Source organism: Nitrobacter sp. MLSD-S21 (assembly GCF_058809865.1).
Genome location: NZ_JBXASZ010000001.1, coordinates 319,561 through 342,908, shown reverse-complemented (window position 1 = coordinate 342,908; position 23,348 = coordinate 319,561). Strand labels below are relative to the sequence as shown.

Here is a 23,348-nt window from a genome sequence, read left to right as displayed (position 1 = left end):
AGTCTGATCCGCAAGACGCGATGCATCATTGAACCGTGGGGCTGGATTCAGCCGCACCAATAACGCGAACAACGATCACGAGAACGCTCGATGCCATCTGCCTCCAACAAGATCGCGCTTTTCATCGATGGCGCCAATCTCTACGCAACAGCCAAGACGCTTGGCTTCGACATCGACTACAAGCGCCTCCTGAAAGAATTTCAGTCCCGAGGCACCCTCATCCGCGCTTTCTATTACACGGCGATCATCGAGGATCAGGAATACTCATCGATAAGACCGTTGATCGACTGGCTTGACTACAACGGCTACACGGTGGTCACGAAAGCCACCAAGGAGTTCATCGACGCCAGCGGCCGCCGCAAGGTCAAGGGAAATATGGACATCGAACTTGCGGTCGATGCGATGGAGCTTGCCGAGCACGTTGATCAGATCGTGCTGTTCTCGGGCGACGGCGATTTCCGCTCTCTTGTCGAAGCGGTCCAACGTCGCGGCGTTCGCGTGACCGTTGTTTCCACAATCGCAAGTCAGCCGCCGATGATCGCCGATGAGCTACGCCGTCAGGCCGACGTCTTCACCGATCTCGTTGAGTTGCAGTCGAAACTCGGCCGCGACCCGTCGGAACGTCAATCGCGCCACCACGCGCCGCAGTTCCTGCAGCGCACCGCTACTATGGCACCCCGGAGCGATGACGACGACTTTGAGGACTGAAACACGCCCGCGCACCCGAACCGCTCGATCCGGCGCGGCTTCCGCCAGTTCAGAACCAGGCCGTGATTGTCCGCTTTGCCCGCGGCTGGTCGACTATCGCCTTTCGGTGCGGGCGCGCGAGCCGGATTGGTTCAACGCGCCTGTCCCTTCTTTCGGCGACCCCGACGCGGCCGTTCTGATCGTCGGTTTGGCGCCGGGCGTGCAAGGCGCCAACCGCACCGGGCGCCCCTTCACCGGAGACTATGCCGGCGACCTGCTTTACGCGACGCTTCTCAAATACGGCTTTGCCACCGGACGTTACCAGGCCCACCCCGATGATGGCCTCAAACTGGTCGATTGCCGCATCAGCAATGCGGTACGTTGCGTGCCGCCGCAGAACAAACCTCTACCGGCCGAGATCAACACCTGCCGTGCGTTTCTCAGCGCCACGCTTGCGGCAATGCCCAGATTGCGAGCGATTGTCGCACTCGGCCGCGTCGCCCACGATTCCGCGGTGAAGGCGCTCGGAGTCCGCGCCGCCGCCGCACCCTTCGTCCACGGCGCCGTGCATCCTGTCGGCGCGGTGAGACTCTATGATAGCTATCACTGCTCGCGCTACAACACCAACACGCGCGTCCTGACGCCCGCAATGTTCGAGAGCGTATTCGCGCAGGTGCGTGCCGATCTGACCTGCCGCTGAAACTCCGACAACTCTATCCCGGCTCCGTGAAGCGGATTCCCATCATCTCGCCGTTTCGCCAGACGCGCTCGCATTCCCTCGGCGTTGAATTCGGCACCAGCGCGACGCCGAAACGCTTTGGCACAGTCAGACCGGAGGCAATCACCAGGCGCGCGCCATCGTGGGAGATGTCCATCACCTCACACTCCGATTTGGATCTGCCCTCGACCGAGTCGAGCACAAGCCACGCTCGCTGATGCCGCCGACGCATCCGCCGAATCGCACGTTTCTGTTTGATGCGCATGTCGAGAGCAAATCACCTCAACCCTAAAATTAAGTTGAACCGATCCTTTAAAGTTTAACGACCGGATCGACCTCCGTCAGGCTTGCTACTCTCATCCCCTCGCCCGCAACAACCGGCCCTTTTCGCGGCCCCAGTCGCGCTTCTTCTCGGTCTCGCGCTTGTCGTGCAGTTTCTTGCCCTTGGCAATCGCCAGCAACAGCTTGGCCCGGCCGCGTTCGTTGAAATAGAGCTTGAGCGGAATCAGCGTCATCCCCTCACGATCGACCGCACCCATCAGCTTGTTGATCTGCTTCCTGTGCAGCAACAGCTTGCGCGGCCGCTTCGGCTCGTGATTGAAGCGGTTGGCTTGCAGATATTCGGGGATGTTGGAATTGATAAGCCAGATTTCGCCGTTCTTTGAATCGGCGTAGGATTCGGCAATCGTGGTCTTACCGTTACGAATCGATTTGACCTCCGTACCGGTCAGCGCAATGCCGGCTTCGACGGTATCCTCGATCGCATAGTTGAATCGCGCCTTGCGATTCTCCGCGACGACCTTGATGGCGCGCTCGCCTTTCTCGGCCATATCCCTGAAACCTCCAGGCGTTATCTTTCGAGGGACGGCGGCGACACCGATCTGGCGGCGTTGCGTCCTATACCTTCGCTTTCAGGAGATCGCGAATCTCGGTCAGCAATTCTTCCTCGCGAGAAGGCTTCGGCGGCGCGGCAGGCGCTGCCTCATCCTTGCGCTTCAGCTTGTTCATGCCCTTGATGACCATGAAGAGGACGAAAGCGACAATTATAAAATTCAACGACAGCGTGAGGAAGTTGCCCCAAGCCAATACCGCACCTTGCTTCTTCGCATCCGCAAGGTTGGTCGCAGTGACGGCCTTCGAGAGACCCGTGAAATAGTTGGAAAAATCGAGGCCGCCGGTAACGGCGCCGATGATCGGCATGATGACGTCGGCTACCATCGAGGACACAATGGCCCCGAAGGCGGCGCCGATGATGACGCCGACGGCGAGATCGACGACATTGCCCTTCATCGCAAATTCACGAAATTCTTTGATCATCGCAATCTCCAGCAGTCCTTCACCGCCACGTGCGGCAGCAATTAGCCCCAATTCAGTTCATCAAACCGGCATGGACCATGGCATCGCGGATGAGCTTTCCGGTCGGCGGGGTCACCGGCATCAGCGGCAGCCGCACGACTTCGTCGATCCGGTCGAGCAGCTTGAGCGCATGCTTTGCTCCGGCGAGACCAGGTTCCTTGAAAATAGCGTCGTGCAGCGGCACCAGGCGGTCCTGAATTGCGAGCCCGGTGGCATAGTCGCCCTTCAGGACGGCGGACATCAGGCCCGCACACAATTTCGGCGCGACGTTCGCGACGACGGAGACGCAACCATGTCCGCCCGCCGCCATGAAGGCGAGCGCCGTCATATCCTCGCCCGACAACTGGATGAATTCTGGCCCCATCGCCCGGCGCTGCAGCGAGACCCGCGCCAGATTAGCGGTAGCATCCTTGACGCCGGCGATGTTCTTCAGTTCGAATAATCGCGCCATCGTTTCGACGGAAAGATCGACGACCGAGCGCGAAGGAATGTTGTAGATAATGATAGGAATACCAACCGCATCGTTCACGGTCTTGAAGTGTTGGTACAAACCTTCCTGGGTCGGCTTGTTGTAATACGGCGTCACCACCAGCACTGCGTCAGCGCCGGCCTTCTCGGCATGCAAGGCCAGATCGACGGCTTCGCGGGTCGAATTTGAACCCGCGCCCGCGATCACCGGCACACGACCCCCGGCCTCCTCGATGCACCATTCCACGACCTTGCGGTGTTCGTCGTGGCTCAGCGTCGGACTCTCACCAGTTGTGCCGACCGGCACAAGCCCGTGGACTCCTTCGGCGATCTGCCAATTCACCAGACTACGAAAGGCGGCCTCGTCAACGGAGCCGTTCTTGAATGGCGTCACCAGGGCCGTGTACGATCCTTGGAACTTCGCCGTGCTTGCCATTAGTCCGCTCCAACACGTTGCGCGGCTTCGCCGTCTGCCGATTTTGATGCTGGATCAGTCATATCGGGTCTGACGCTGCCACGAAAGGTCCACGGCTGAAGCCATGGCCGCGATTCCGCCGTTGTCGAGGCATATGATCGCAATGTCGGGGTTTTAGTGTTTTGTCCACACATTCAATGAAATAGTAAATAAGATTTTAGGGGCCTGCCTAATTCGCTGAAAAAGGGATTTGTCGTGACATCGCCTGCCCGTGCATCAAAGCTACGAACCGCGGCTTTAGGCGCGAGTCTGGTGGCGGCCGCGCTCTGGGCGGGGATCGCCCATGCGGAGAAAGTCGCCAAAAGTTCCGCGCCGAAGTCGAAACCTTCAGGCCACGCCGTTCCAAAACCCGTCTCCGGCCATGGGCACGGCAAGACCGTCGCTCCGAGCAAAAGCAAGACCGTCGCTCCGAGCAAAAGCAAGGCCCCCGCAGCCTCGATCATTCAACCAGCTACACGTCAGCACGCCACGCTTCCCGCGCCACCGGCTCGCAAGCCCGCTCCACGAGCTGCGATGGCCGTAACGTCATCGACCTCGCGCACCGATGTCGCTGCGCTTGAGAATGTCATAGACCTTACCCACAAGAATAAATTTTCGGAGGCCACCCAGGTCCAGGCCAGCATGACAGACCCGGTGGCTCGCAAGCTCGCCGAGTGGATCATCCTGCGCAGCAACGACAACGGCGCGCCGACCGAGCGCTACCGCGCCTTCCTCGACGCCAATCCGAGTTGGCCCTCGCAGACATTCCTACGCCGGCGCGCGGAAGCTGCGCTATGGGACGACCATCGCGACGGCGCCACTGTGATGGCCTGGTTCGAAAATGAACGACCACTGTCGGGCAAAGGACGCTTTGCTCTGGCAAGCGCGCTGCTCACACGCGGAGACCGCGCCCGCGCCGAGCAATTGGTCCGCGAGGCCTGGCGGACAGATGCGATGTCGGCCGCGGTCGAGGGAAAAGCGCTGGAGATGTTCGGAGCGCTGATTACGCCGAGCGACCACAAGGCGCGCATGGATTACATGCTTTACGGCGAGGACCGCGAAGTCGGAATGCGTGCGGCGCAGCGTCTCGGAAGGTCGCAAGAGGCCCTCGCCAAGGCGCGGATTGCGGCCGATCACAAATCATCCAGCCTACGCGCACTGCTCGAGAAAGTACCACACGAACTGCACAGCGATCCTGGCTATGTCTTGGCCTACATTCAGCTACTGCGTCGTGAAGAGAAGTTTGCGGAAGCTGCGCGGCTGATGCAGAGCGCGCCGCGGGATCCCAACCGGCTTTACAATGTCGATCAGTGGTGGATCGAGCGGCGGCTGCTCGCGCGCAAGATGATCGACGTCGGAGACTACCGCACCGCGTATCTCATCGCCCGCGACGCGGCGCTCCCCGCGCGCGATATCTACAAAACGGAACAAGAGTTTACCGCCGGCTGGATCGCTCTCCGCTTCCTGAAGGACCCCAATACGGCCGCCCGGCATTTTGCGCGCATCGGCGTCGGCAGCGTCAATCCGACCGCGCTGGCGCGGGCCGGCTACTGGCAGGGTCGCGCCGCCGAAGCGGCAGGCCGGATTCAGGAGTCTCGTCGCGCCTACGCGTCGGCGGCGGAACAATCCACCAGTTACTATGGTCAACTCGCACGCGCCAAGCTCGGGCTCCCGCAGATCGAACTGCACAGCGTTCCAAGCAGCCGGTCACGAGGAATCGAGCGGCTCGAGATAGTCCGCGCCACGGAGCTTCTCTACGCTCTCGGCAAAGACGACCTCGCAATTCCGATCCTTGCCGATATAGGCGCAAACGGCGACCCCGATGCGGTGTTGGGGCTTGGCGAACTCGCCGCACGTCATGGCGACGCGCAGGGAATGCTGCTCGCTGGCAAGGCCGCGCTAAATCGCGGATTGCCATTCGATTTCTATGCCTACCCGGTCAGTGGAATGCCGCCGGTCAAATCAATTGGACCGGATGTGGAGCGCAGCATCATCTATGCGATTGCCCGACAGGAAAGCGCCTTCAATCCGTCGGTGGTCTCGCCGGCGCACGCCTACGGGCTGATGCAAGTGACGCCGGATGCTGGACGGTATGTCTGCAAGAAGTACGGCGCCAGCTTCGACCTTCATCGCCTGAAGACCGACACCGCCTACAATGCTGCACTCGGCGCAGCGGAGCTCGGTGGCCTGCTCGAAGACTATCGCGGCTCTTACATCATGACGTTCGCGGCCTACAATGCCGGCCGCGGCAGCGTCCAAAAATGGATCGCGCGTTACGGTGATCCGCGGGACCCGGGAGTCGATGCGGTGGACTGGGTCGAACTGATCCCGTTCTCGGAGACGCGCAACTACGTGCAGCGAATAATGGAAAACCTGCAGGTCTATCGCGCCCGCTTTGGCGGCGGCTCGAAGTTACAGATCGAGGCGGACTTGCAGCGCGGCGCTAACCAGTGACGTTTGGAGACGAATAACGCCTCGTGCCGGGCACAGTCCACGTGGAGGAAACGTCCTTGGTGGTCCTCCTTGCCGGCTGCGGAACTTCGTTTGCGGAACAAGATTGACGCGAGTGCCTGGAGCAACGGAGCCTGCGCGCAGGCCCGATCAATCCGTCCCATTCGAAAGCTTTTTTGCTTCTAGCTGAATCAGAAGCGAGCTTTGGATTAACGCATCTTCTTCGCGCGAACCGGCATCTACTTCGCTCAAAAACGCTAGGGACACTCCAGCAGAACCGCATCTACGCGTGAACGCCGTAATATCGGATTTGTCGCCGCTATCTCCGTCGCCGATGAAAGTGTCCAGGCTGCTCACGACCCGTGGCCAAATGCGTCGAGAGGTCCTTATCAGTGGTTCAGACGATCGTCGTCCTTGTCCCGCTCAGCGGCGGCGCAGCACCTTCCCTGAAACTGAGCAAACATCTGGCTTCGCCACAAAACAAAACCCCGGCGGTCTCCCGCCGGGGTTTTATGAGAGTGCGTCGTCAGACGATGTGTCTTACCAGGTGCGCTGAGCGCGGAACATAACGGTCCAGATGTCCTGATCCTTCAGCTGATAATTGCCCGTCGCCTTGTAGACCGCGTAGTTGTTTGGAAGATTCGCCACACCGGCGTGCTTCTGATCCAACATGGAGTACACTCCTTCCGTCGTGAACGTCAGGTTCTTGACTGGCGTCCAGCGAAGGTTTGCACCGACCTGCGCGATGTTGAAATCGGGGTTGCAGGAGGTGAAACCCGCACCAAGGGCCCGCGGAATTGAGACACCGCACATATATGACTTGGCTTCGCCGGTGAAGCTGACCGCTGCGTAGGCGCCGAATACCGAACTGCTCCAGTGCGGACTCCAGTTGTGGGTGAAGGCGCCGCGCATGCCCCAGGTCGAGACCAGTTGAAGCTGGCCGTTGGGTGCATAGACAGAATCGGGCGCAAAGCCGAAGCCAACGCTGCTAATGCCGCCGCCGCCGCCGTAGATGAGGTTAGCACCTGCCAAAGCGGTCATGTCCTGGATGTTGTAGCGGGTCGCACCGTTGGTGTAGACACCCGAGACATTGATCACGTCACCCGGACCAGTCGGGATGTTCTTGATCGTCAGAGCGCCTTGACCGGCCCAACCCCACTTGCCTCCGGGACCGCCGCCGGTTTCAACGCCAGTGTAGTAAGCCGGGTTGTTATGATGCCCTGCGAGCGAGGCCTGGAACATACCCCAAGCTTGATCGACGCGGAGCTGGCCGACGATATCCGGAAAAGTGGTTCCACCATAGGCGCTGAGGCCGTAGCCGAGCTGGGGGGTGCCGTAGGGGACGGGACCGAAGAAGGGGGGTTGAACATCGAGGATGGCGTTGCCGGGCGGCGCTATCCCGAGGTTTTGAATGCCGGGCTGGTAGTATGCGCTCGGATCCTGCACCCCGATCGAAGCTGATACGCCGTTGCCGAACTCTGTCGTGTAAGTGAACTGGTTCACGCCCGTGAGCGCGCCGCCACCGCCGACAAGACCGTCATAGACGTTTCCGGGATATTGCCCCCAGGGAGCACTAAACTGAGAAGCAGCTTTGCCGATCGTGAAGCCAGCAAACTGGATGAAGGCGTGGAACACACCAAGCTGGCCGCCGAGTACGCCGCCGTTCGGGTTTCCGTCATACGCACTCCCGCCGACGCGCACACCTTGGTAGCCGCCCGAGGTCCAGGTGAAGACACCCTCGAAAAAGGTGCGAACCACGCCGTACTCTGTCGCGGTTCGGGTGTCGATGGTCAGGTCCGATCGCGCGCGCCAAGTGAAAGCGTTGGAGCTACGGTTCTGCGCACCGGCCTGAAGCCCAGTGTTGCCTTGGAAGATCGTATTCGTATTGACGCCCAGATCGGCGCGCATATAGCCGCCGAGCTTGATGCAGGTGTCGGTGCCGGGGATGTAATAGAAGCCCGCGCCATACAGGGAGCAGACCTTCACGTATTCGACCGCTTTGGCCTTTAACGGAAGATCGGCAGCGTGAGCCCCGCTCATGACGACCAGCCCTGCCGCCGAGCCGAGGTAAAGGCTCTTCATCAAATTCATCGTCAAACCTCCAAGTTGCTCTGCAGGGCGACCGGGTCCGCTAAACGCAGCACTCAAGAGCGTTTCCCCAATTGCGGACTAACCGATAGCATTCGTGCTTGCTGACCCCCGCTCAACGCGAGGAGGGACGCAAACGGGCGACCAAACAGCGACCATCTAAAACAGAACGACTTTGGGATGCCCCCCTCCGTCGCACGATCAGAATTACCGAACCGTCTTGCACACGCAATGAAGGAAGCTTCGAAATGGAATAAGTCGAAACGATTTTGGTGGCATGTTGCTCAAATGGCACATGCCAATCGCCTCATTTTTTTCGATAAGCCATTGGTTTTTAGTATATTTTTCTTTCAGCGTGTTTGAGGCGTCTAAAATGGCACATCCGCCCCACATGACACGCTGTTCGTCTCCGCTTCTCAAACATCGCAAATCATAGACACCTGATTCGATCCGTGGATCGCCGTTTCAAAGTTGGAAAAGCTACAACGAATTCAACGTTGTATGCTGGATAATACAATGCGAAGACCTGTACTTCTGCACCGCAAATGCAGGGTCGGGTGGTGCCGATCAGCATCGGCATCACAGATCTGCGTCACATAGTCTCATGGATTCAAGTGCTACGCCTTATCTCGCGATCATGTGCTTGCGGCTGGCGAGCGTGTCAGGCATATCGGTCATCAGCGGAGCTGTGGCCGAGTGGCTGAAGGCGGCGGTTTGCTAAACCGTTATAGGGTTGTAAAGCCCTATCGAGGGTTCGAATCCCTCCGGCTCCGCCAATCAATGTTTTATGCAGGTTTCCTGCAATATTCTTCGCAAAATACTCCCGCATATGGCGCGGTTGCCGCCAATAGAAGCGATTTCGGCCAGCACAAAACCCGGCACAGTGTGTTTCGATCCGTTCGCTCTATGATCAGACATGCTCATCACCAACCACCCCGTCCGAAAGCTCGGCCGCCAGCCATTCCGGCGAATCCCCTTCGCGCATTTTCGCGATGTAGAATCTGACGCCCTGCTGTCCCTCGAGCGCGACCTGAGATTTGTGCCTACGCCCTGTCCCAGGCGGGATGAGCAAGGGCCCTGGCGAAGGAGCTGGGCCGCCAGAATGCGCTTCGGTTCGAGGCGCGCCGCCTCTATCGGGAGCCTGATCTAAGGCGAGCTCATCTCTGCGGTTGCGTTTGCGTTGGGCTATTCGGCGCATTCTCGCCGGATTTCGGTGGCGTGCCGCGCCCGGTGAAGACTGAGAGACTGAGTAGCATCACGAGCACTACACCTCCGATAACCCAGCCGATCGTGGTGTTGTTGACGCGCCTTATATGGTCCTTCCCCCTGGAGGGATTGTCATTTGGGGATGCCATGTTGCCTGCACTCCATGCCTGTCTAGGAACTACAACCGCACAGGGTTTTCGCAGTTCCTGATGTAGCCCCCGCGCTCGGGCGATAGGGTGTGCGGCGCTCAGGCCAAATGTGGGAAAAGCGGAAGCTGGCGAGGGACAAAAAAGGTGGCCCGACTCTGCAAGAGAGCATCGGCTGTCACTATATGTTCAGCCGTGGGGGCAATAAAAAAGGAGCTCCCTATGTCCAATCAGAACGAGAAAAATCCGGACCTGCAGCAGCAGAGCCAAAGTCAAAATCCGAGCCAGCAGGCCGACGAGGACGAAATCAGGAAAGCCGAAATCAGGAAGGCCGTAAGGGCAGATATGATCGACCCGAAACATCCTCACGGCCAACAAGATACTGAGTATAGCGGTGGCACCTGATCGGGCCGAGCATCGCCGGGTGGCCCGCTGTACGCTTCTGGACTCGGCATCTCGCCTGTACCCGCTTGTATTGGTCCCTTGCTTTGTCGAAATAGCCGACCCGTTACGGGGACGGCAATGACGCACCGGGTACGATGACGCCGTCGACGATCGTCGCGGCGCGAACGTTGACCCACTTGTCTACGATCAGCGTGCCGCCCGTTGCCCTGATGTCGTAGTCGAAAAACTTCCACCCACGGTGATGGAACGAAGAAGACGTTCTCGAAGGAAATGTGCGTCGTCCCGGTGTCGGCGTAAATCGCCATGCCACGCCCGCCGCCGTGGATAAGCACATTGGTCATACGAACTTCGCCCTGGAAGTTGTCCGCCCAAAACAAGCCCGCAGACCCGATAAAACCCGCACCGCAATCGACGGTTCAAGCGCCATTTGCGCGGGGGATTCGAATGCGCCAACGACGGAATATTCGGAGTAATAGAGCTTTGCCATAAGGGTAACCTCCGCGGGTCCGTGCCCATTTAGAATAAATGCGTCTAATAAGGAGAATCTAGCGTGTCTTACTACCGAAACGCGAAGATGAAGCGCAGCAGGTTCACCGAAGACCAAATCACCGGGATATCGCCGCAAGGATGGCGTGAGTAACGCCACCATCTACAAGTGAAGTCCGCGTGGGTCGCAAAAGCGTGATGGCGTTACGTGGTGGTTCATCGAGATTGGCGCTTGTTTCTTGATTCTAAGCGTTGCATCGAAATAACGTTTAGGTGCTCGACAGTGGAGATTTCAAATGTCCCGGGGCTTTGGCGCGATCCAACGAGCGATACTCGAGGCGTTATCGGACAAATTGATCATCACCCTCTCGACACTTGACCTCGCTCACGTCGTCAACGGCGGGGTGCGCAGCAGGTCGATGATTGCATCAGTTCATCGTGCGCTTCGAACTCTGGAAGCGGTGGGCAAAGTCGTCCGGCTCGATGGGAGATGGGCTCTCGCGTCGCGACAAAGGGAAGCTCGGAGCTTCAGGCGCAGAGGACCTGAGTCGCCTGTGCAACAGAAAAACGAACGGTTGAAATTGATCTCGAAGATTCTTGGAATGCTAGGATCGTCTCAAGACGGTGAGGTTCTGGCGGCTGCGAAAAAAGCGGAAGCCAAGCGGGTCGAGCTAGGTTTGTCTTGGGACGATATCATTCTGGGACCATCTTATTCGATGAGTTAAGAGCAGTGCCCTGACATACCCTCGACCGATCTTTCGCGTTAATTCGGACGAGGGAGCGTGCACGCCAGTTCATTGACTGTCGACACACGCTGAACAAGCGTCGGGCATGACTCCCGCTGCATTATTGTCGAGCGCCGCGTAGACTGTTTCAGTCAGACAGCCATTTCTGTACGTATGCGTCGATGAGCTCGCGCACGGATTCGGATTTGATCACCAAGCCGAGGTCGATCATCTCCGCACCGATGAACCCGGACTCGCTCTGCGTCGGTACTGGCCCGGGCACGAGCTGGTTGGCCTCTTCTCGGAAGAATACCTCCGCCACCACGCCAGCAAACCATATCGTACGCGCCGCGTCGCCGCGCGGGCGCAGTGGATCGTCGCGCACCACAAAAACCGGGCTGCCGCTCGATCCGGGATACACCGCGGCGTCGATCAGGAATTGCTTGTGCCCCTCGAAATCGAGTTCCAGCGGCGTGGCGGTGGTGCCCCGGCGCAGGATGGGCACGAGGTTGACCTGATCCCACACTCCGCTGGGATAGCCGACGAACAGGACCTCCTCCAGCGCATCGAAGCCCCGCACCGTTGCCGCATCGGGAATGCGCTGGCTGTCGATCGCGTGATAATATAGCTGCACGCCGAGATCGCGCGCCGCACGCTCGAGCGGCCGCAGCGGCACGATGGCAAGATCGACCGCGGGGTCGGGATGGACGAACCACGCCGCGGGAAAGTCGTCGATGTTGAGCTGAAAGCGTTGGCCGAATGCCGGCTTACCCTCGCTTGTCTGGGTGAACACCAGGCCACCGCGGCGCACGCCCTCGACCAGATGCCGGTTGGTGACGATAAACGGCGTACTGCCCTTAGCGTGGGCGTGGCTGAGGATGAAGGCCGTGCCCGAGCCGGCGCTGCCGTCCTCGAGTTCGGTGTCCACCCGCACCGTGGAAAACAGCAGCTTCTTTGCTATGGAGTCGATTTCCATGGGGCTCACGCGTGCGCTACGGCGCGCTGGTTCAATCGCTCGATCGCGGCCACTGCGGCGCGCTGTGCTTCCTCGGCCTCGGCCTCGTTGCCCATCATGGTCAACCGGCCGAAAGAACCGAAGGCTTTGACATCTACCAAGGTGATGTGCGCGGCCTTCTCGGCCTCATTGGCGGCATACATGATATAGCCCGCCGGCTCGACCTCCAGGATGAACATGCTCTTGCCGGGCAGGATCATCGAGCCCTTGCGCAATTGGCGGTTGATCAGCGTGGCGTGGTCGGGCGTGATGGCGCGGATGATCTCGTTCCACGCTATCTTGCAGCGCAGCCGAGAATCCATCGTGGTGTTGAGCTGCCGTAAGATCAACTCGCCCGCGGCGAGCACTTCGCTCTGATTGCGGAAGTGGAGCTCCATCGAACCGAAAGCGCGCTCGACGACCTGCTCACCCATGCGCACGTTGGTTTTTTTCAGCGCGATATCCGAAAGATTGTGCACCGCCATGCCGGGGGCGACCTCGATCCACATGCAGGCATCGCCAGGCACCGGTAGAAAACCTTGCGAGGACGTCGCGATATAGGACGCCAGCTGCGGTTGCAGCGCGTCCATGAACACGTAGGTTCGCAGGGTGATCTTCATCCTCAGCCCACCCTCACCGCGTCAGGCTCATGTAGAGCATGGGCAGTTTTTCCGGCAGGCGCTCAGCCTTATCGATAACGGTGAAGTTCTTTATGCCAAAAATGCGCGACACGTATTGGTCGGCATGCGGATCGAGCGACAGACCATAGACCGTGATACCTTGACGGCTGAGTTCTTCCACTGCGGCCTTGGCATCGTGGCGCAGGTATTTCGGATCGGTGACGTCGTTGTCGGCCGGCTCGCCGTCGGTGACGACGAATATGACACGTTTGCTTCTGGGCTGCAGCGCCAGGTAGTGGGCGGCATGACGCAACGCTGCGCCCATGCGAGTGGAGAGCCGTCCTTTCATCCCCGCCAACCGCGCCTTGACTACATCGTCATACGGCTGGTCGAAATCCTTGAAGCGGTGGTAATGCACATCGTGCCGGCCGTCAGAGCAAAACCCATGGATGGCAAACGGGTCACCGATACGATCCAGCGCACCTGCCAGCAATACCGTGGCGGCGCGCGTAAGGTCCATCACTGTGTAGTCGTGGCCGCGCACCTTTTCGTTTGACGACTCGGACATGTCCAGCAGCACCAGCACCGCCAGATCGCGCAGCGCTCGCTTGTAGCGCATCATGATACGCGGATCGTGCTGCTGGCCGATGCGAATATCGATCATCGCGCGCACCGCGGCGTTGATGTCGATCTCGTCACCATCCTCCACGTGACGAATGCGCTGCATACCTTGCGGCACCATCGACTCGATCAGGAACTTGAGACGCGAGATCACCGGCTTGTGCTCTAGGATGATACCCTCGATCACCTCCAGTTCGCCCATCACCGGGTGGTACTCAAGCAACGTCACCCAGTTTGGACGCTCGAGCTGGATCTGATAGTCCCACTCGGGATAGTGGAAAGGCTCGGAGACCGGCGGACGGCCTTCCAGCGAGTTGATGCTGACGTTCTCCTGGTCGAGATAGAACTCGGTCGGAAGCTCCCAAACCTCCTGCGCATCGTCGCCGGCAAACTCAACGTCCACCTCGTTGACCATTTCCATCACGTTGACTTTTTTGCGCACCTGCTGGCGGGTCTCCCAGGTGGCAGCCATCACCTGCGCCTCGTCGTATTCCTCCAGAAACCAGACGGCGCGATTGTCATCACGGTAGATGGCGCTAAGCGCATCCGTAAGCTTGTTGTAGGTAGGCAGGTCGAGTTCGAACAGGTGGTGCGATAAATCCACGCCCAAATTCCAGCTCACCTGATTGCTGTCCAGATCAGACTGGGCACGAAACGCGGCCACGCCCTGCTGCACAAACGGATGCGGGTCGGTCGTGTCGAGATCGAGCAAGGCGCGGGCGAGACGATCAAGCAGCTCCCCCACGGTCTGCGGCTGGGCCGAATAGTCAAACACCGGATGCAGCGCTAACCAGGCTTGGCGCATCCCGGGGAATTTGCGAATCGCCAACTCCTCCACGCGCGCATCCTCGAACAGCTCGATCAGCGCCATCTGCACCGGCAACAGTTGCTGCATCGAAAGCGGCGTCTGGGTGAATACAAGATGCGCAGCGCAATGGTTGATGGCGGCGCGGTAGACCTCAAGCGCACTGACGATCCGTTCGGGCGCGGTCGCATCGCCCTCGGGTTTATAGTCGTCATAGGCGTCTGCGATGTGGATTACATAATGCTCGATATACGGCTTGAGCCCTTCGCGACTCTCGTAATCACCGGCGGTTGGACGCAGAAAAAAATCGCGACCCCAGATCGCACGCATGTAGATGTTGAGCCGCCGCTGAATGTCGACGAACAGCGTGCCTTTGCGCTCTTGCTGCAGCACGGCCATCGCATCGGCGCTCTGCAGTCCGAAATAAGTCGCCTGCCCTTCGAAGTCCGCCTTGTACGCCTGCGCTCCCCATTGCACCCAGCGGCGCAAGCCACCCAGCGTGAGCTGGCTGAGCAGGCGGTCGAGATTTTCCAGCATCGGCCGCAAGCCGCGCGGAGCCTGGGCCAGCACGATCTCGAGCACATTGAGGTATTGGCGAAATAGTTCGGCATCGCCCACTCTGTGCGCTGCGAGCGGCGCGGTGCTGGCGATCAGCGCCAATACCTGCCCCGAGGTTTTGGATGCCATGCTCAGCAGGAAGTTGACCAGATCGGGCAGCACCTCCTCGCCGATGGCACGCCCGACCTCCGGCATGGACTGGATGAAACTCACCACTAGGTCTTCGCCGCGACCAAGCTCATGCAGCGCCACTGCGCCTTTGAGATAATTATTCAGTCCGCGCGGGCTGATGGTGCGCGCAGCCTCGTTCCAGGAGGCGCGCAACAACTCCTGCGCACGGCCGGGCAGTTCGTCGAGAAGCTCCTGGAATTCGTCTAGGTGGATGGCCATGATATGTAAGTTCGGACTGCCCTTGTAATTCTAGCCCGGCCGACCTCTCGTTTCCTTTCTCACCTCGCGCCCGCAAGCCGTCGGAGACGCTCAGAAGTATGTCGTCACCGCGGAATCGAGCGCGTTGCGCATATCGGGATCGTCGGTGATGGGGCGCACCAAAGCCACGCGGCAGGCAGCCAGCGGCGCGACGCCGCGGGAAATCAGCGAGCCCGCGTAGATCAGCATGCGAGTCGAGATGCCTTCGTCCAGCCCATGGCCTTTGAGGTTGCGCGCATGTTCGGCGATGTGGACCAGCTTTTTTGCCGCTTCCAACTCGACGCCGCTCTCGTGCACGACGATCTCGGCCTCGACCTCGTGCTCAGGGTAGCTGAAGTCCAGCGCACCGAACCGCTGCTTGGTCGACTGCTTCAGATCCTTCATGAGCGACTGATAGCCGGGGTTGTAAGAGATGACGACCTGGAAATCCGGATGCGCTTCGACGATCTCGCCCTTTTTCTCGAGCGGCAGAATGCGCCGCGCATCGGTCAGAGAGTGGATCACAACCGTGGTGTCCTGACGCGCCTCGACCACTTCGTCGAGATAGCAGATTCCGCCGAAACGGGCCGCCATGGTCAAAGGTCCATCCTGCCAGCGGGTGCCGTTGGCATCGAGCAAAAAGCGGCCGACAAGGTCGCTGGCGGTCATGTCTTCGTTGCACGCCACGGTAACCAGCGGCTTGCCGAGCTTCCACGCCATGTATTCAACGAAGCGCGTTTTGCCGCAGCCTGTCGGGCCCTTCAGCATCATCGGCATACGGACCGAATAGGCGGCTTCATAAAGCTCGATTTCATCGGCTACCGCGCGGTAGTAGGGCTCCTTGGCGACGCGGTAGGCGTCGAGCCCGGCCGCGGCGCCGGCCGCCGCATCCGTCACGGCGCGAGGGGCCGCGCCGCTCGGCGCAGGGGAATCCGCGGGCACGTGGAAGGCTGGGTTTCGTCGCGGAAGGTAGCCGCGCCTGGTGGGATCGTCACGCATGATCGGGTTCCTGGAAATCTCAATCCGGCCAAATGCGGTCGGGGAACAATTCCTGCTTACTATCCGGCGGCTCGGCCGCCAGTGATTCTGTCGGGGCGCGCTTGGCGGTAGCGGCCTTGGCAGTGGTCGAAGCCGAGCGCGCCGTCTTGCGGGTCTCGGTCTTTTCTTCAGGGGTAGGCTCCGCGCCAGTCTTGGCCTGACGGACGCTGCTGGCGAGCTTGTCTTTGATGCTGGTCATGCAAGAATCTCCTCTATGAGGCCTTCGATTTCCGCGACCGCACTTTGGCCGCGCGCCCCTAGTTGGTATGCCGATACGCCCTCAAGCGCAGCGGTCTTGTAGATGCCGCGGCGGCGCACCGGGGTACGCATCACCGGCAGGCCGAACTCGGCCAGCGCCTCCTGCATCGCCGCCGATAGCGCGCTGCGCGCCTCGATCTGGTTCGGCAGCAGGTAGGCTCGGAGTCCCGGGTTGAGTCGTCGAGCCTCATCGATGTCCTGCGGTAGCCGCAGGCTGGCCCACAGATCCATCGGCGAAGGCAGCACCGGAATGACAGCCACGTCGCAGCTTTGCAGCGCCAGCGCCGCCGCACGGCTCTCGACCGCCGGCGGGCAGTCCAACACGACGAACGGATAGGCGCGAAAGTCCCGCCGCAGATCGACCGCGCCCACGCCCACGCGCAAGTGCTTGACCGTGGCCGGAAAGGATTGCGTGCCTGCCGCGGCCCATTGCGTGGCCGAGCCCTGCGGATCCAGATCCACCACAACCGCCGATGCACGCCGCGCCAGCCCCGCACCGAGATGCATGGCCACGGTGGTCTTGCCGGCGCCGCCTTTCTGGTTGATCACCGCGATGACCAGTGGCCCGCCCATCGCTCACTCCCCGCGCTCGGCCAGAGCAGCGATACGCCCGGCGAACTGTTCGTCCTCGGCGCTCAATGCGGCGCCGTCGGCCGCCCCGATCGTAATGTTGACGTAGGTGGTGCCGAAGTTGATGTTCTGCGGATGGCGCTGAATCTCCTCGGACAGCGCCGAAAGCGCGTCGAGGAAGGCGCGGGTCTGCGCATATTGCGCAAACGCAAAGCGACGAAACAACGTCGGCGGCTTGTCGCGGCGCTCCCAACCTTGGAAATCATCAGTCATGGGCGTCCTACCCCGGTTCGATCTGGGTTACGTGATCGAGATGCGCTAGCGCCTCCTGTAGCAAGGCTTCGAATAGCGAGGCGGTGTCGTTACCGCGCAGCCGACGGCGCGTACGTCAACGCGTCGACAACTGCAGAGACCCGAACCGAACCGTTGTCCGACCCAGCCGCGCCGCGGGCAACTGCCCGCCGCAAGGTGTCATACCCAACAGGACCTGCCGCGCCATCAAACGCTCGGCATGACCCGGTCGCTCCGGCTCGGCGCGCCGCTTGCGTGCCAAATTTTCGGCATCTCCCCAGGAGCGTGCGAGCACGCTTGGACGAGATACTTGCTGCACGCCGCCAACTCTTGATTGAGCGCGCGTGCGAGCCAGCCAGGGTTCGCCGATCGACCGCCACGACGTCCTCCGCGCAGGATCAGCTGCGGGTGGACGTGAGTTCGGCGTCGCGACCGCCACGGCTGCCGCCGTTGACCTCGGGTTGGGTCGGCAAGATACCCTCGACCTCGTTGTGCACTCGCGCGATGATGTGCGCGGCCACCAAGCCATCGCCCACGCGCTCGCAGGCGTCAGCCCCGGCACGCACCGCCGCGTTGACCGCACCGGTTTCGCCGCGCACCAGCACGGTGACGTAGCCGCCGCCCACAAATTGCCGGCCGATCAGCCGCACTTCGGAGGCCTTGGTCATCGCGTCGGCCGCCTCGATCGCGGGCACCAGCCCGCGGGTTTCAATCATGCCCAGGGCAATGCCGTTCACGTGTGTTGCCATGTCGTTGTCCTTCCAATTACCAGCAGGAGAAAAAGCCGAGCTTAAGCGCTCGGCGATTTCGGCAGAATGCCTTCGACCTCGCTGTGCACGCGGGCAATGATGTGCGCGGCCACCAGACCGTCGCCCACGCGCTCGCAGGCGTCAGCCCCGGCACGCACCGCCGCGTTGACCGCACCGGTTTCGCCACGCACCAGCACGGTGACGTAGCCGCCCCCGACGAACTGACGCGAGATCAAGCGCACCTCGGCAGCCTTGGTCATCGCGTCCGCCGCCTCGATCGCGGGAACCAGTCCGCGAGTTTCAATCATGCCCAGCGCAATACCCATCGATTCAGCCATCTGTTCACTCCTTGTTGTCGAAATAAAAGAATCACAAGCCAGTCACGGCACCTTGACGCCCGCTACGCGCGCGCCGTTTTGCTCTTTGCTCACCGCGTCATCACTCCTCCTCCCAGCCATCAATGATGCCGCAGATAGTCAGGTCGGTGGCCACTGTTCGATCAGGCATGGCCATACGTGCGGCTGTGCCGGCAGCAGTGAATACCCACTTGCCAGGCGGCGTTCCGACCGGGTCGGTCGCCACCGATAGTTCTCCCTTCTGGCCCCTCAGAATCCGAAGCGAAGCCGAGTTCATCTCTGGCACACGCCGGGTGCAGACCAATTCATCGACCACGCGCCAGATTTCCATCACGCCACCTCCGGATTCCAATGGTCGATGATACCGACGATGGTCAGATCGGATGGATAATCCCTGGCCCCTGCCGCATCGCGCGCCGCGGAGGACCCGACACAAATCACCCAGTCGCCCGGGATGCAACCGACGGCATCGACCGCGACGCTGCGCGGTCCATTCGGCGTTTCCTGCACGACAAGCAGCGGACGATGACCCATGGCATGGATGCGATTGGTCGACACGAGGGTGGTACTTACACGCATGATCTTCATGGCTCATACGTCCTCAATGATCATCGACAGCGTCGTCGGCGACGAAGGCGCAGCGCTCGTCGCCGTCACGTTCGCTCACCGCAATCGCGCAATTGAGCAGACCCCGGGCGGCCAGATCGGGGTAACGCGACTCGATCGCGTCTCGCACCCGCCGACCCCGCGCGATCGCCCGCTCGCGCGACTGAGGAATCCGCACGTCGTATTCGAAATGCACCAGAACCGGCACGGGCAGGCCGTGCGCGACGTTGAGCTTGGAGAAGATATTGATCCCGACATCCATGTCGGGCGCGCCTTCCTCGATTGTATTGAGGTGAGCGAAATAAAACAGATTGCGCAATTGCAGCGGCCGCAGCGCTTCACCGGCAACAATGCATTCCTCGTCGTGACCGATTGTCGCGTAGCGCCCGGTGTGGTGCTTGATGACGTACTCGACCTGCGACAGGTTGGCCTCAGCCAGCGCCAGCACCAGGCGGCGCATACCATCGTGCATACGGCCGTTGCCCTGGCCCCAGCCACCCATGCCCTCGGCATCGGCAACGATCCCGGCGATACGCGCCCGCGCGGCATCGGGCGCTAGCCCGAGGGTGTCGCGGTAGACCTGCGCGGTTTCGAAGTAGCGGTGCGCGTTAAGCTCGCCGAAGCCATCAGGCAGATGGATGCGCAGCGCATCCAGATCCGTGTCAACGCCGATAAGCAGCACATCTGGAGCGGCGCCCGCACCGAAAGTCTGGTCGATCGCCGTCCGCAACTCATTCTGCAGGCGGTGCAGCGCCGCCTCGGTGGCCTGACGGTCGTTGCTGCCGTGAGCAGCGCAACCCTGGCCGTCCGGCGAGGAACTGCTGAAATGATAGACGGCGATCTTGAGGTAATTCAGGCGGTCACCATCGACCATAGCGCCCGACAGCCGCTCGACTTCGCGCTGCGCCCAGTCTGATACATCGACGTCGACATCGAACAGTGCGCCGGCATACGCCTTCACCCGCACATTCGGCCCAGGCAAAATGCGCAGCACATAGGGGCTGACGCCCTGCAGCCTGCCGTCGGAACAAGGGCTGATGTCAACGGTGTGGTAGCCGCACGAACGCAGGAAGTTCTCATCGAGCGGCAAGCGTTGGCGCCAACCGGCCTGCTCGGTCGACGCATTTTCAACACTCGCCTTCAGAGCGCTGAATATGCAGCGCGAGTGCAGTGCGGACAAATCCAGCCCGCACACCCAGGCGTCCTCGAGCACCTGCGACGGCAGATCGAAACCGAGTTGCTCGCGGGCAAGCTGCTGCGCGCGCTCGGTGAAGTTTCCGTCGTGCTGATACGTCGAGATATGTTTGAGCACGTCGACGATGCGGGTAAAACGCGAGCGCACGGTTCGCTCGTAATCGAACAGCATGCGATTGAGATCGCGATCGACCAGCGCATGCTCGCACATCTGCCCGCCGCCGATCATACACGCCGGATGATCGGGCATAGCCACCGCCTCGGGAGCCGCCACAGCAACTGGGCTGGCTTCTCGTCGCAGGGCCTGAAGGCGTTTGCGCGTGTTCATATCCGCGATCCTCAGCCGCGCGCCCCGCCGGAGACGGTCACCACGGCGCCGCCACGGGCGTTCCCCGCAGAACCCGTAATCACCGAGTCTGGCACTTCCGGCCGCTCGATCCCGCGAAACGTTACGGCACTCACCCCGACTCCACGCGGCTGGCCGCGCATAGAAGGATTACGCGCCAAGCTGGACGAACCCTCGGTGCCAGTGACACGGCTGTTACCGTCCCAAGCATCTCCCGAGACGCGTCGACCCTGCTGACTGCCTTCGCCGCTCAAACGACGCGCAGCGGGAAGCGAATGCTCTTCGTCACGCGGACGGCGCGATTGGTCGCCGTGCCGGAATTCCGGTGTGCCGGTGATCAGGCCATCGGCCTTGTTGATCGGACCTGTGATGCGCGAACTGCCCATGCCGCTGCCGGTAACGACCTCGGTCTGCCGCTCGCGCGCCTGCCGCGCCGGAATGGTGACACTGAAATCCCGGGGAGCGGGCGGACGCTGATCCACACCCCGCGAGCGGAAGCGATCACTCATCGCACATTGCCCGGACGCAATATTGTCCAGCCCGAGATAAGGCGTTCCCGAAATCGGCTCACAAGCGCCACGCTCGTCGCCGGTGACCTGCGACCCGCCCGCGCCCGGCCTATCACCGGTGACGACGGTGGCCGGAATCACCGCGCTGTCGCGTACCCGCGCAGCCTGCTGTTGACGCTGCGGCGCCTCGCAGAACCCCGAGTACTGGCCCTGACCGATGTATGGGGTGCCACTGATCGGCGCACAGGTCCCGGCCTCGTTTCCGGTGACGTGTTCCGCACGTCCAGCAGCAACGCCCGTAATCGTCTGGCCGCGCAGCGTGGTGTCGACCACGACTTTGCTGACCGGCGAGACTACCGGCAACGCTTCGACTGGACATACTGCGGCTAACTGGCGGGTGCCAATGTAGTCCGTGCCGGTGACGGGTTCGCACCCATAAGACTCGTCACCGGACAATTTTGGGCTTGGGGCGACCTCCGAGCCGGTCACAGTACGACCGCGCAGCGTCTGCATCTCCGCCACCTTCTTGGGGCTCTGCGTCTGGCACAGCCCGGCGAAATCGGCAGTGGTGTAGTACTGGCTGCCGGTGATGCTGCGGCAGGAACCGACCTCGTTGCCGGTTACCTTGGCCGACCGATCGACCGCGGTCCCCGAGACGACCTGTTCGTCGCGAGTGGACATCACGCTGACCTTTCGCGGGCCTCCTCCTGGAGGCGGCGTTCGACAGAAATCGCGAAACTGTTCAACAGTGTGATATTCGGTGCCGGTAATCGGACGGCAGCTTCCAGCCTCGTCGCCGGTCTGCCGTTCACTGCGGCCAACCACCGTGCCGGTGACAGGCTTGCCCGCAGCTGTATGTGTAACCGCCACTTTAGGGGGCGCGTCGTCGGTTTCCCCCTGGCTGTAACGCGTGCCAGTGATAGCGCGATCGGCGCCGTGCTCGACGCCTGTAACGCGGCGCGGACGGTCGACCAGCGCACCGGTGACGGTTTGGCCCTTGTCGGTACGGGTGAGCGCCACCTTCCCCAGCGGGGCGGACGGGCGCGTCGAACAAAACTGCTCAAAGCGCTCGCTCGAAAGATATTCCGTGCCAGTCACGGGACGGCACGCGCCTGGCTCATCGCCAGTGGTCTTGGTGGAGCGCCCCAGCGCGGTGCCGGTGATGCGTTGCTCGCGCAGCGTGCTGCTGATCGCGACCTTGGGCGCTGCCGGCTCGGGCCGGGTGCCACAGATCGTCTGGAACTGCTCGAAGCCGATATACTCGGTGCCGGTAATCGCGCGGCAGGAGCCCGGCTCATTGCCGGTCACCTTGGAAATGCGTTCGACCTGGGTACCGGTGACGGTCTGCCCAGAGAGCGTGTGCCCCTCCTCGACCTTGGCCGGTGCATCGACCACGTTGCGAGCGCGCACCCGACCAGTCGGGCGCGTACCGGCACCCGACGTCTTGTCGATTCGACCCGCCAGTGCCCGCACCAACCGATGCTGCATCGCGACCTGACGGCCGGTTGCGCCTTTCAGCATGGCACTCTGCCAATCCTGCGCCGGCATCGAAGCGGCGATCCGCGTCGCTTGGGCGATGCGCTTCAGACCCTTTTTACCGTCTTGGTTCAGCGCAGCACGGCGCATCTTAGCGAGCGCGCGGCCGGTCGCCTCCGGCGCGTTCACGGCTGCACGCGCGACCGCCGGAGTATCGATTTGCACCGCCTCAATCTGCGCCGCGTCCTTCCGCTGCGCGCCGCGGCTGCAGCCACACTGTCCGCCGCAACTGCATTGCCCGCCGCAGCCGCAGCCGCAATCGGAGCCACGCACCTCAGCTTGAGCCGTACGGCTCGGGCGCAAATGCGCCGCCGGACGGGATGCCGCGCCCTGCCCGGCGTTCTTCAACCCGGCCTTCCCAACCGTGGACAGCGCCTGCCGTCGGATTCGCGCCGCGGACTTCGATGTCACCGGTTGATTAAATGTGGCCGATGCAGACGCCACCGCCGATGCGGCTGTAGCAGCACCGCCATGATGCGCGCTAACAAGGTGTGCCGCATTTAGCTGCAAGCGGCCGGCGGCGGAATGCTTGACGGTTTGCGCCGTCGAGACGGTCCCGGCCTTGCCGTGACGCGCCATAGCCTGCCGGCGCTGGAGCGCCAGTTCACGGCCGGATAGAGTTGCAGTGGCATGACCGGGGGCGACGTTTGTCATTCGGACCTCAGCACAAAGAACCCGATGAAGGGGCGGCACCAAAGC

23 protein-coding genes and 1 tRNA gene are annotated in these 23,348 nt (G+C 61.4%); 5 read left to right on the top strand and 19 right to left on the bottom strand.

The genetic code is table 11. The features are described from left to right. The first annotated feature begins 90 nt into the window (after positions 1 to 90). Together AC1RT6_RS01695 and AC1RT6_RS01690 are read left to right on the top strand one after the other, a co-directional pair. Positions 91 to 708: a LabA-like NYN domain-containing protein gene (locus AC1RT6_RS01695; protein WP_079446712.1), complete on the top strand. Its 618-nt coding sequence runs from the start codon at positions 91 to 93 to the stop codon at positions 706 to 708. Beyond that, the gene (locus AC1RT6_RS01690) at positions 686 to 1,387 is read left to right on the top strand and encodes a uracil-DNA glycosylase (protein WP_173815959.1); all 702 of its coding nucleotides are present in this window, start codon (positions 686 to 688) and stop codon (positions 1,385 to 1,387) included. The genes AC1RT6_RS01695 and AC1RT6_RS01690 overlap by 23 nt, the downstream gene beginning before the upstream one ends. 13 nt (positions 1,388 to 1,400) lie before the next feature. Here the strand turns inward: AC1RT6_RS01690 and AC1RT6_RS01685 are convergent, their stop codons facing one another. The 4 genes from AC1RT6_RS01685 to dapA all read right to left on the bottom strand — a co-directional run bounded on the left by AC1RT6_RS01685 (position 1,401) and on the right by dapA (position 3,665). After that, complete coding sequence (locus AC1RT6_RS01685; protein WP_309772572.1) at positions 1,401 to 1,565, bottom strand: hypothetical protein; 165 nt, start codon at positions 1,563 to 1,565, stop codon at positions 1,401 to 1,403. A gap of 196 nt (positions 1,566 to 1,761) precedes the next feature. Next, positions 1,762 to 2,235, bottom strand: a complete 474-nt coding sequence (smpB, locus tag AC1RT6_RS01680) for an SsrA-binding protein SmpB (protein WP_079446714.1) — start codon at positions 2,233 to 2,235, stop codon at positions 1,762 to 1,764. A 67-nt stretch (positions 2,236 to 2,302) separates the two neighbouring features. Continuing rightward, positions 2,303 to 2,722, bottom strand: a complete 420-nt coding sequence (mscL, locus tag AC1RT6_RS01675; protein ID WP_079446761.1) for a large conductance mechanosensitive channel protein MscL — start codon at positions 2,720 to 2,722, stop codon at positions 2,303 to 2,305. A 52-nt stretch (positions 2,723 to 2,774) separates the two neighbouring features. After that, a complete protein-coding gene (gene dapA, locus AC1RT6_RS01670; protein WP_079446715.1) occupies positions 2,775 to 3,665 on the bottom strand; it encodes a 4-hydroxy-tetrahydrodipicolinate synthase in 891 nt (296 codons plus the stop codon). Positions 3,666 to 3,899: 234 nt separating this feature from the next. Between dapA and AC1RT6_RS01665 the strand changes: the two genes are divergently transcribed. Further along, positions 3,900 to 6,137: a lytic transglycosylase domain-containing protein gene (locus AC1RT6_RS01665; protein ID WP_079446716.1), complete on the top strand. Its 2,238-nt coding sequence runs from the start codon at positions 3,900 to 3,902 to the stop codon at positions 6,135 to 6,137. A 537-nt stretch (positions 6,138 to 6,674) separates the two neighbouring features. Here AC1RT6_RS01665 and AC1RT6_RS01660 read toward each other — a convergent pair. Beyond that, positions 6,675 to 8,225, bottom strand: coding sequence for a porin (locus tag AC1RT6_RS01660; RefSeq protein WP_079446717.1), 1,551 nt, complete (start codon positions 8,223 to 8,225; stop codon positions 6,675 to 6,677). A gap of 679 nt (positions 8,226 to 8,904) precedes the next feature. Here AC1RT6_RS01660 and AC1RT6_RS01655 point away from each other — a divergent pair. After that, positions 8,905 to 8,998: transfer RNA gene (locus AC1RT6_RS01655), tRNA-Ser, on the top strand. A gap of 798 nt (positions 8,999 to 9,796) precedes the next feature. After that, positions 9,797 to 9,979 (top strand): hypothetical protein, encoded by a 183-nt coding sequence (locus tag AC1RT6_RS01650; RefSeq protein ID WP_079446731.1) that lies wholly within the window; start codon positions 9,797 to 9,799, stop codon positions 9,977 to 9,979. A 103-nt stretch (positions 9,980 to 10,082) separates the two neighbouring features. On the opposite strand, the gene AC1RT6_RS01645 is transcribed toward AC1RT6_RS01650, so the two are convergent. From AC1RT6_RS01645 to AC1RT6_RS01580, 14 genes are all read right to left on the bottom strand, one after another. Further along, a complete protein-coding gene (locus AC1RT6_RS01645) occupies positions 10,083 to 10,289 on the bottom strand; it encodes a hypothetical protein (RefSeq protein ID WP_493028970.1) in 207 nt (68 codons plus the stop codon). A 1,049-nt stretch (positions 10,290 to 11,338) separates the two neighbouring features. Beyond that, a complete protein-coding gene (locus AC1RT6_RS01640; protein WP_079446734.1) occupies positions 11,339 to 12,166 on the bottom strand; it encodes a S1 family peptidase in 828 nt (275 codons plus the stop codon). A 5-nt stretch (positions 12,167 to 12,171) separates the two neighbouring features. Beyond that, on the bottom strand, positions 12,172 to 12,804 hold the full coding sequence (locus tag AC1RT6_RS01635) for a hypothetical protein (RefSeq protein WP_079446735.1): 633 nt from the start codon (positions 12,802 to 12,804) through the stop codon (positions 12,172 to 12,174). Positions 12,805 to 12,817: 13 nt separating this feature from the next. Beyond that, positions 12,818 to 15,178 (bottom strand): nitric oxide reductase activation protein NorD, encoded by a 2,361-nt coding sequence (locus AC1RT6_RS01630; protein WP_079446736.1) that lies wholly within the window; start codon positions 15,176 to 15,178, stop codon positions 12,818 to 12,820. Positions 15,179 to 15,268: 90 nt separating this feature from the next. Then, the gene (locus AC1RT6_RS01625) at positions 15,269 to 16,195 is read right to left on the bottom strand and encodes a CbbQ/NirQ/NorQ/GpvN family protein (protein ID WP_201789012.1); all 927 of its coding nucleotides are present in this window, start codon (positions 16,193 to 16,195) and stop codon (positions 15,269 to 15,271) included. A gap of 19 nt (positions 16,196 to 16,214) precedes the next feature. After that, positions 16,215 to 16,433: a hypothetical protein gene (locus AC1RT6_RS01620; RefSeq protein WP_079446737.1), complete on the bottom strand. Its 219-nt coding sequence runs from the start codon at positions 16,431 to 16,433 to the stop codon at positions 16,215 to 16,217. Next, entirely contained in the window at positions 16,430 to 17,065 is a 636-nt protein-coding gene (gene parA / locus AC1RT6_RS01615) for a ParA family partition ATPase (protein ID WP_079446738.1), read from the bottom strand. The genes AC1RT6_RS01620 and parA overlap by 4 nt, the downstream gene beginning before the upstream one ends. A gap of 3 nt (positions 17,066 to 17,068) precedes the next feature. Further along, entirely contained in the window at positions 17,069 to 17,335 is a 267-nt protein-coding gene (locus AC1RT6_RS01610; protein ID WP_079446739.1) for a 4a-hydroxytetrahydrobiopterin dehydratase, read from the bottom strand. Positions 17,336 to 17,751: 416 nt separating this feature from the next. Then, entirely contained in the window at positions 17,752 to 18,102 is a 351-nt protein-coding gene (gene csoS1 / locus AC1RT6_RS01605) for an alpha-carboxysome major shell protein CsoS1 (protein ID WP_079446740.1), read from the bottom strand. A 41-nt stretch (positions 18,103 to 18,143) separates the two neighbouring features. Beyond that, positions 18,144 to 18,440 (bottom strand): alpha-carboxysome major shell protein CsoS1, encoded by a 297-nt coding sequence (gene csoS1, locus AC1RT6_RS01600; protein WP_079446741.1) that lies wholly within the window; start codon positions 18,438 to 18,440, stop codon positions 18,144 to 18,146. A 100-nt stretch (positions 18,441 to 18,540) separates the two neighbouring features. Then, complete coding sequence (locus AC1RT6_RS01595) at positions 18,541 to 18,789, bottom strand: carboxysome peptide B (RefSeq protein ID WP_079446742.1); 249 nt, start codon at positions 18,787 to 18,789, stop codon at positions 18,541 to 18,543. Then, positions 18,789 to 19,046, bottom strand: a complete 258-nt coding sequence (csoS4, locus tag AC1RT6_RS01590; protein WP_079446743.1) for an alpha-carboxysome shell vertex protein CsoS4 — start codon at positions 19,044 to 19,046, stop codon at positions 18,789 to 18,791. Before csoS4 ends, AC1RT6_RS01595 begins: the two co-directional genes overlap by 1 nt. A gap of 13 nt (positions 19,047 to 19,059) precedes the next feature. Further along, the gene (locus AC1RT6_RS01585; protein ID WP_309772547.1) at positions 19,060 to 20,487 is read right to left on the bottom strand and encodes a carboxysome shell carbonic anhydrase; all 1,428 of its coding nucleotides are present in this window, start codon (positions 20,485 to 20,487) and stop codon (positions 19,060 to 19,062) included. A 110-nt stretch (positions 20,488 to 20,597) separates the two neighbouring features. After that, positions 20,598 to 23,303, bottom strand: coding sequence for an alpha-carboxysome scaffolding protein CsoS2 (locus tag AC1RT6_RS01580; protein ID WP_079446745.1), 2,706 nt, complete (start codon positions 23,301 to 23,303; stop codon positions 20,598 to 20,600). Positions 23,304 to 23,348: the final 45 nt, after the last annotated feature.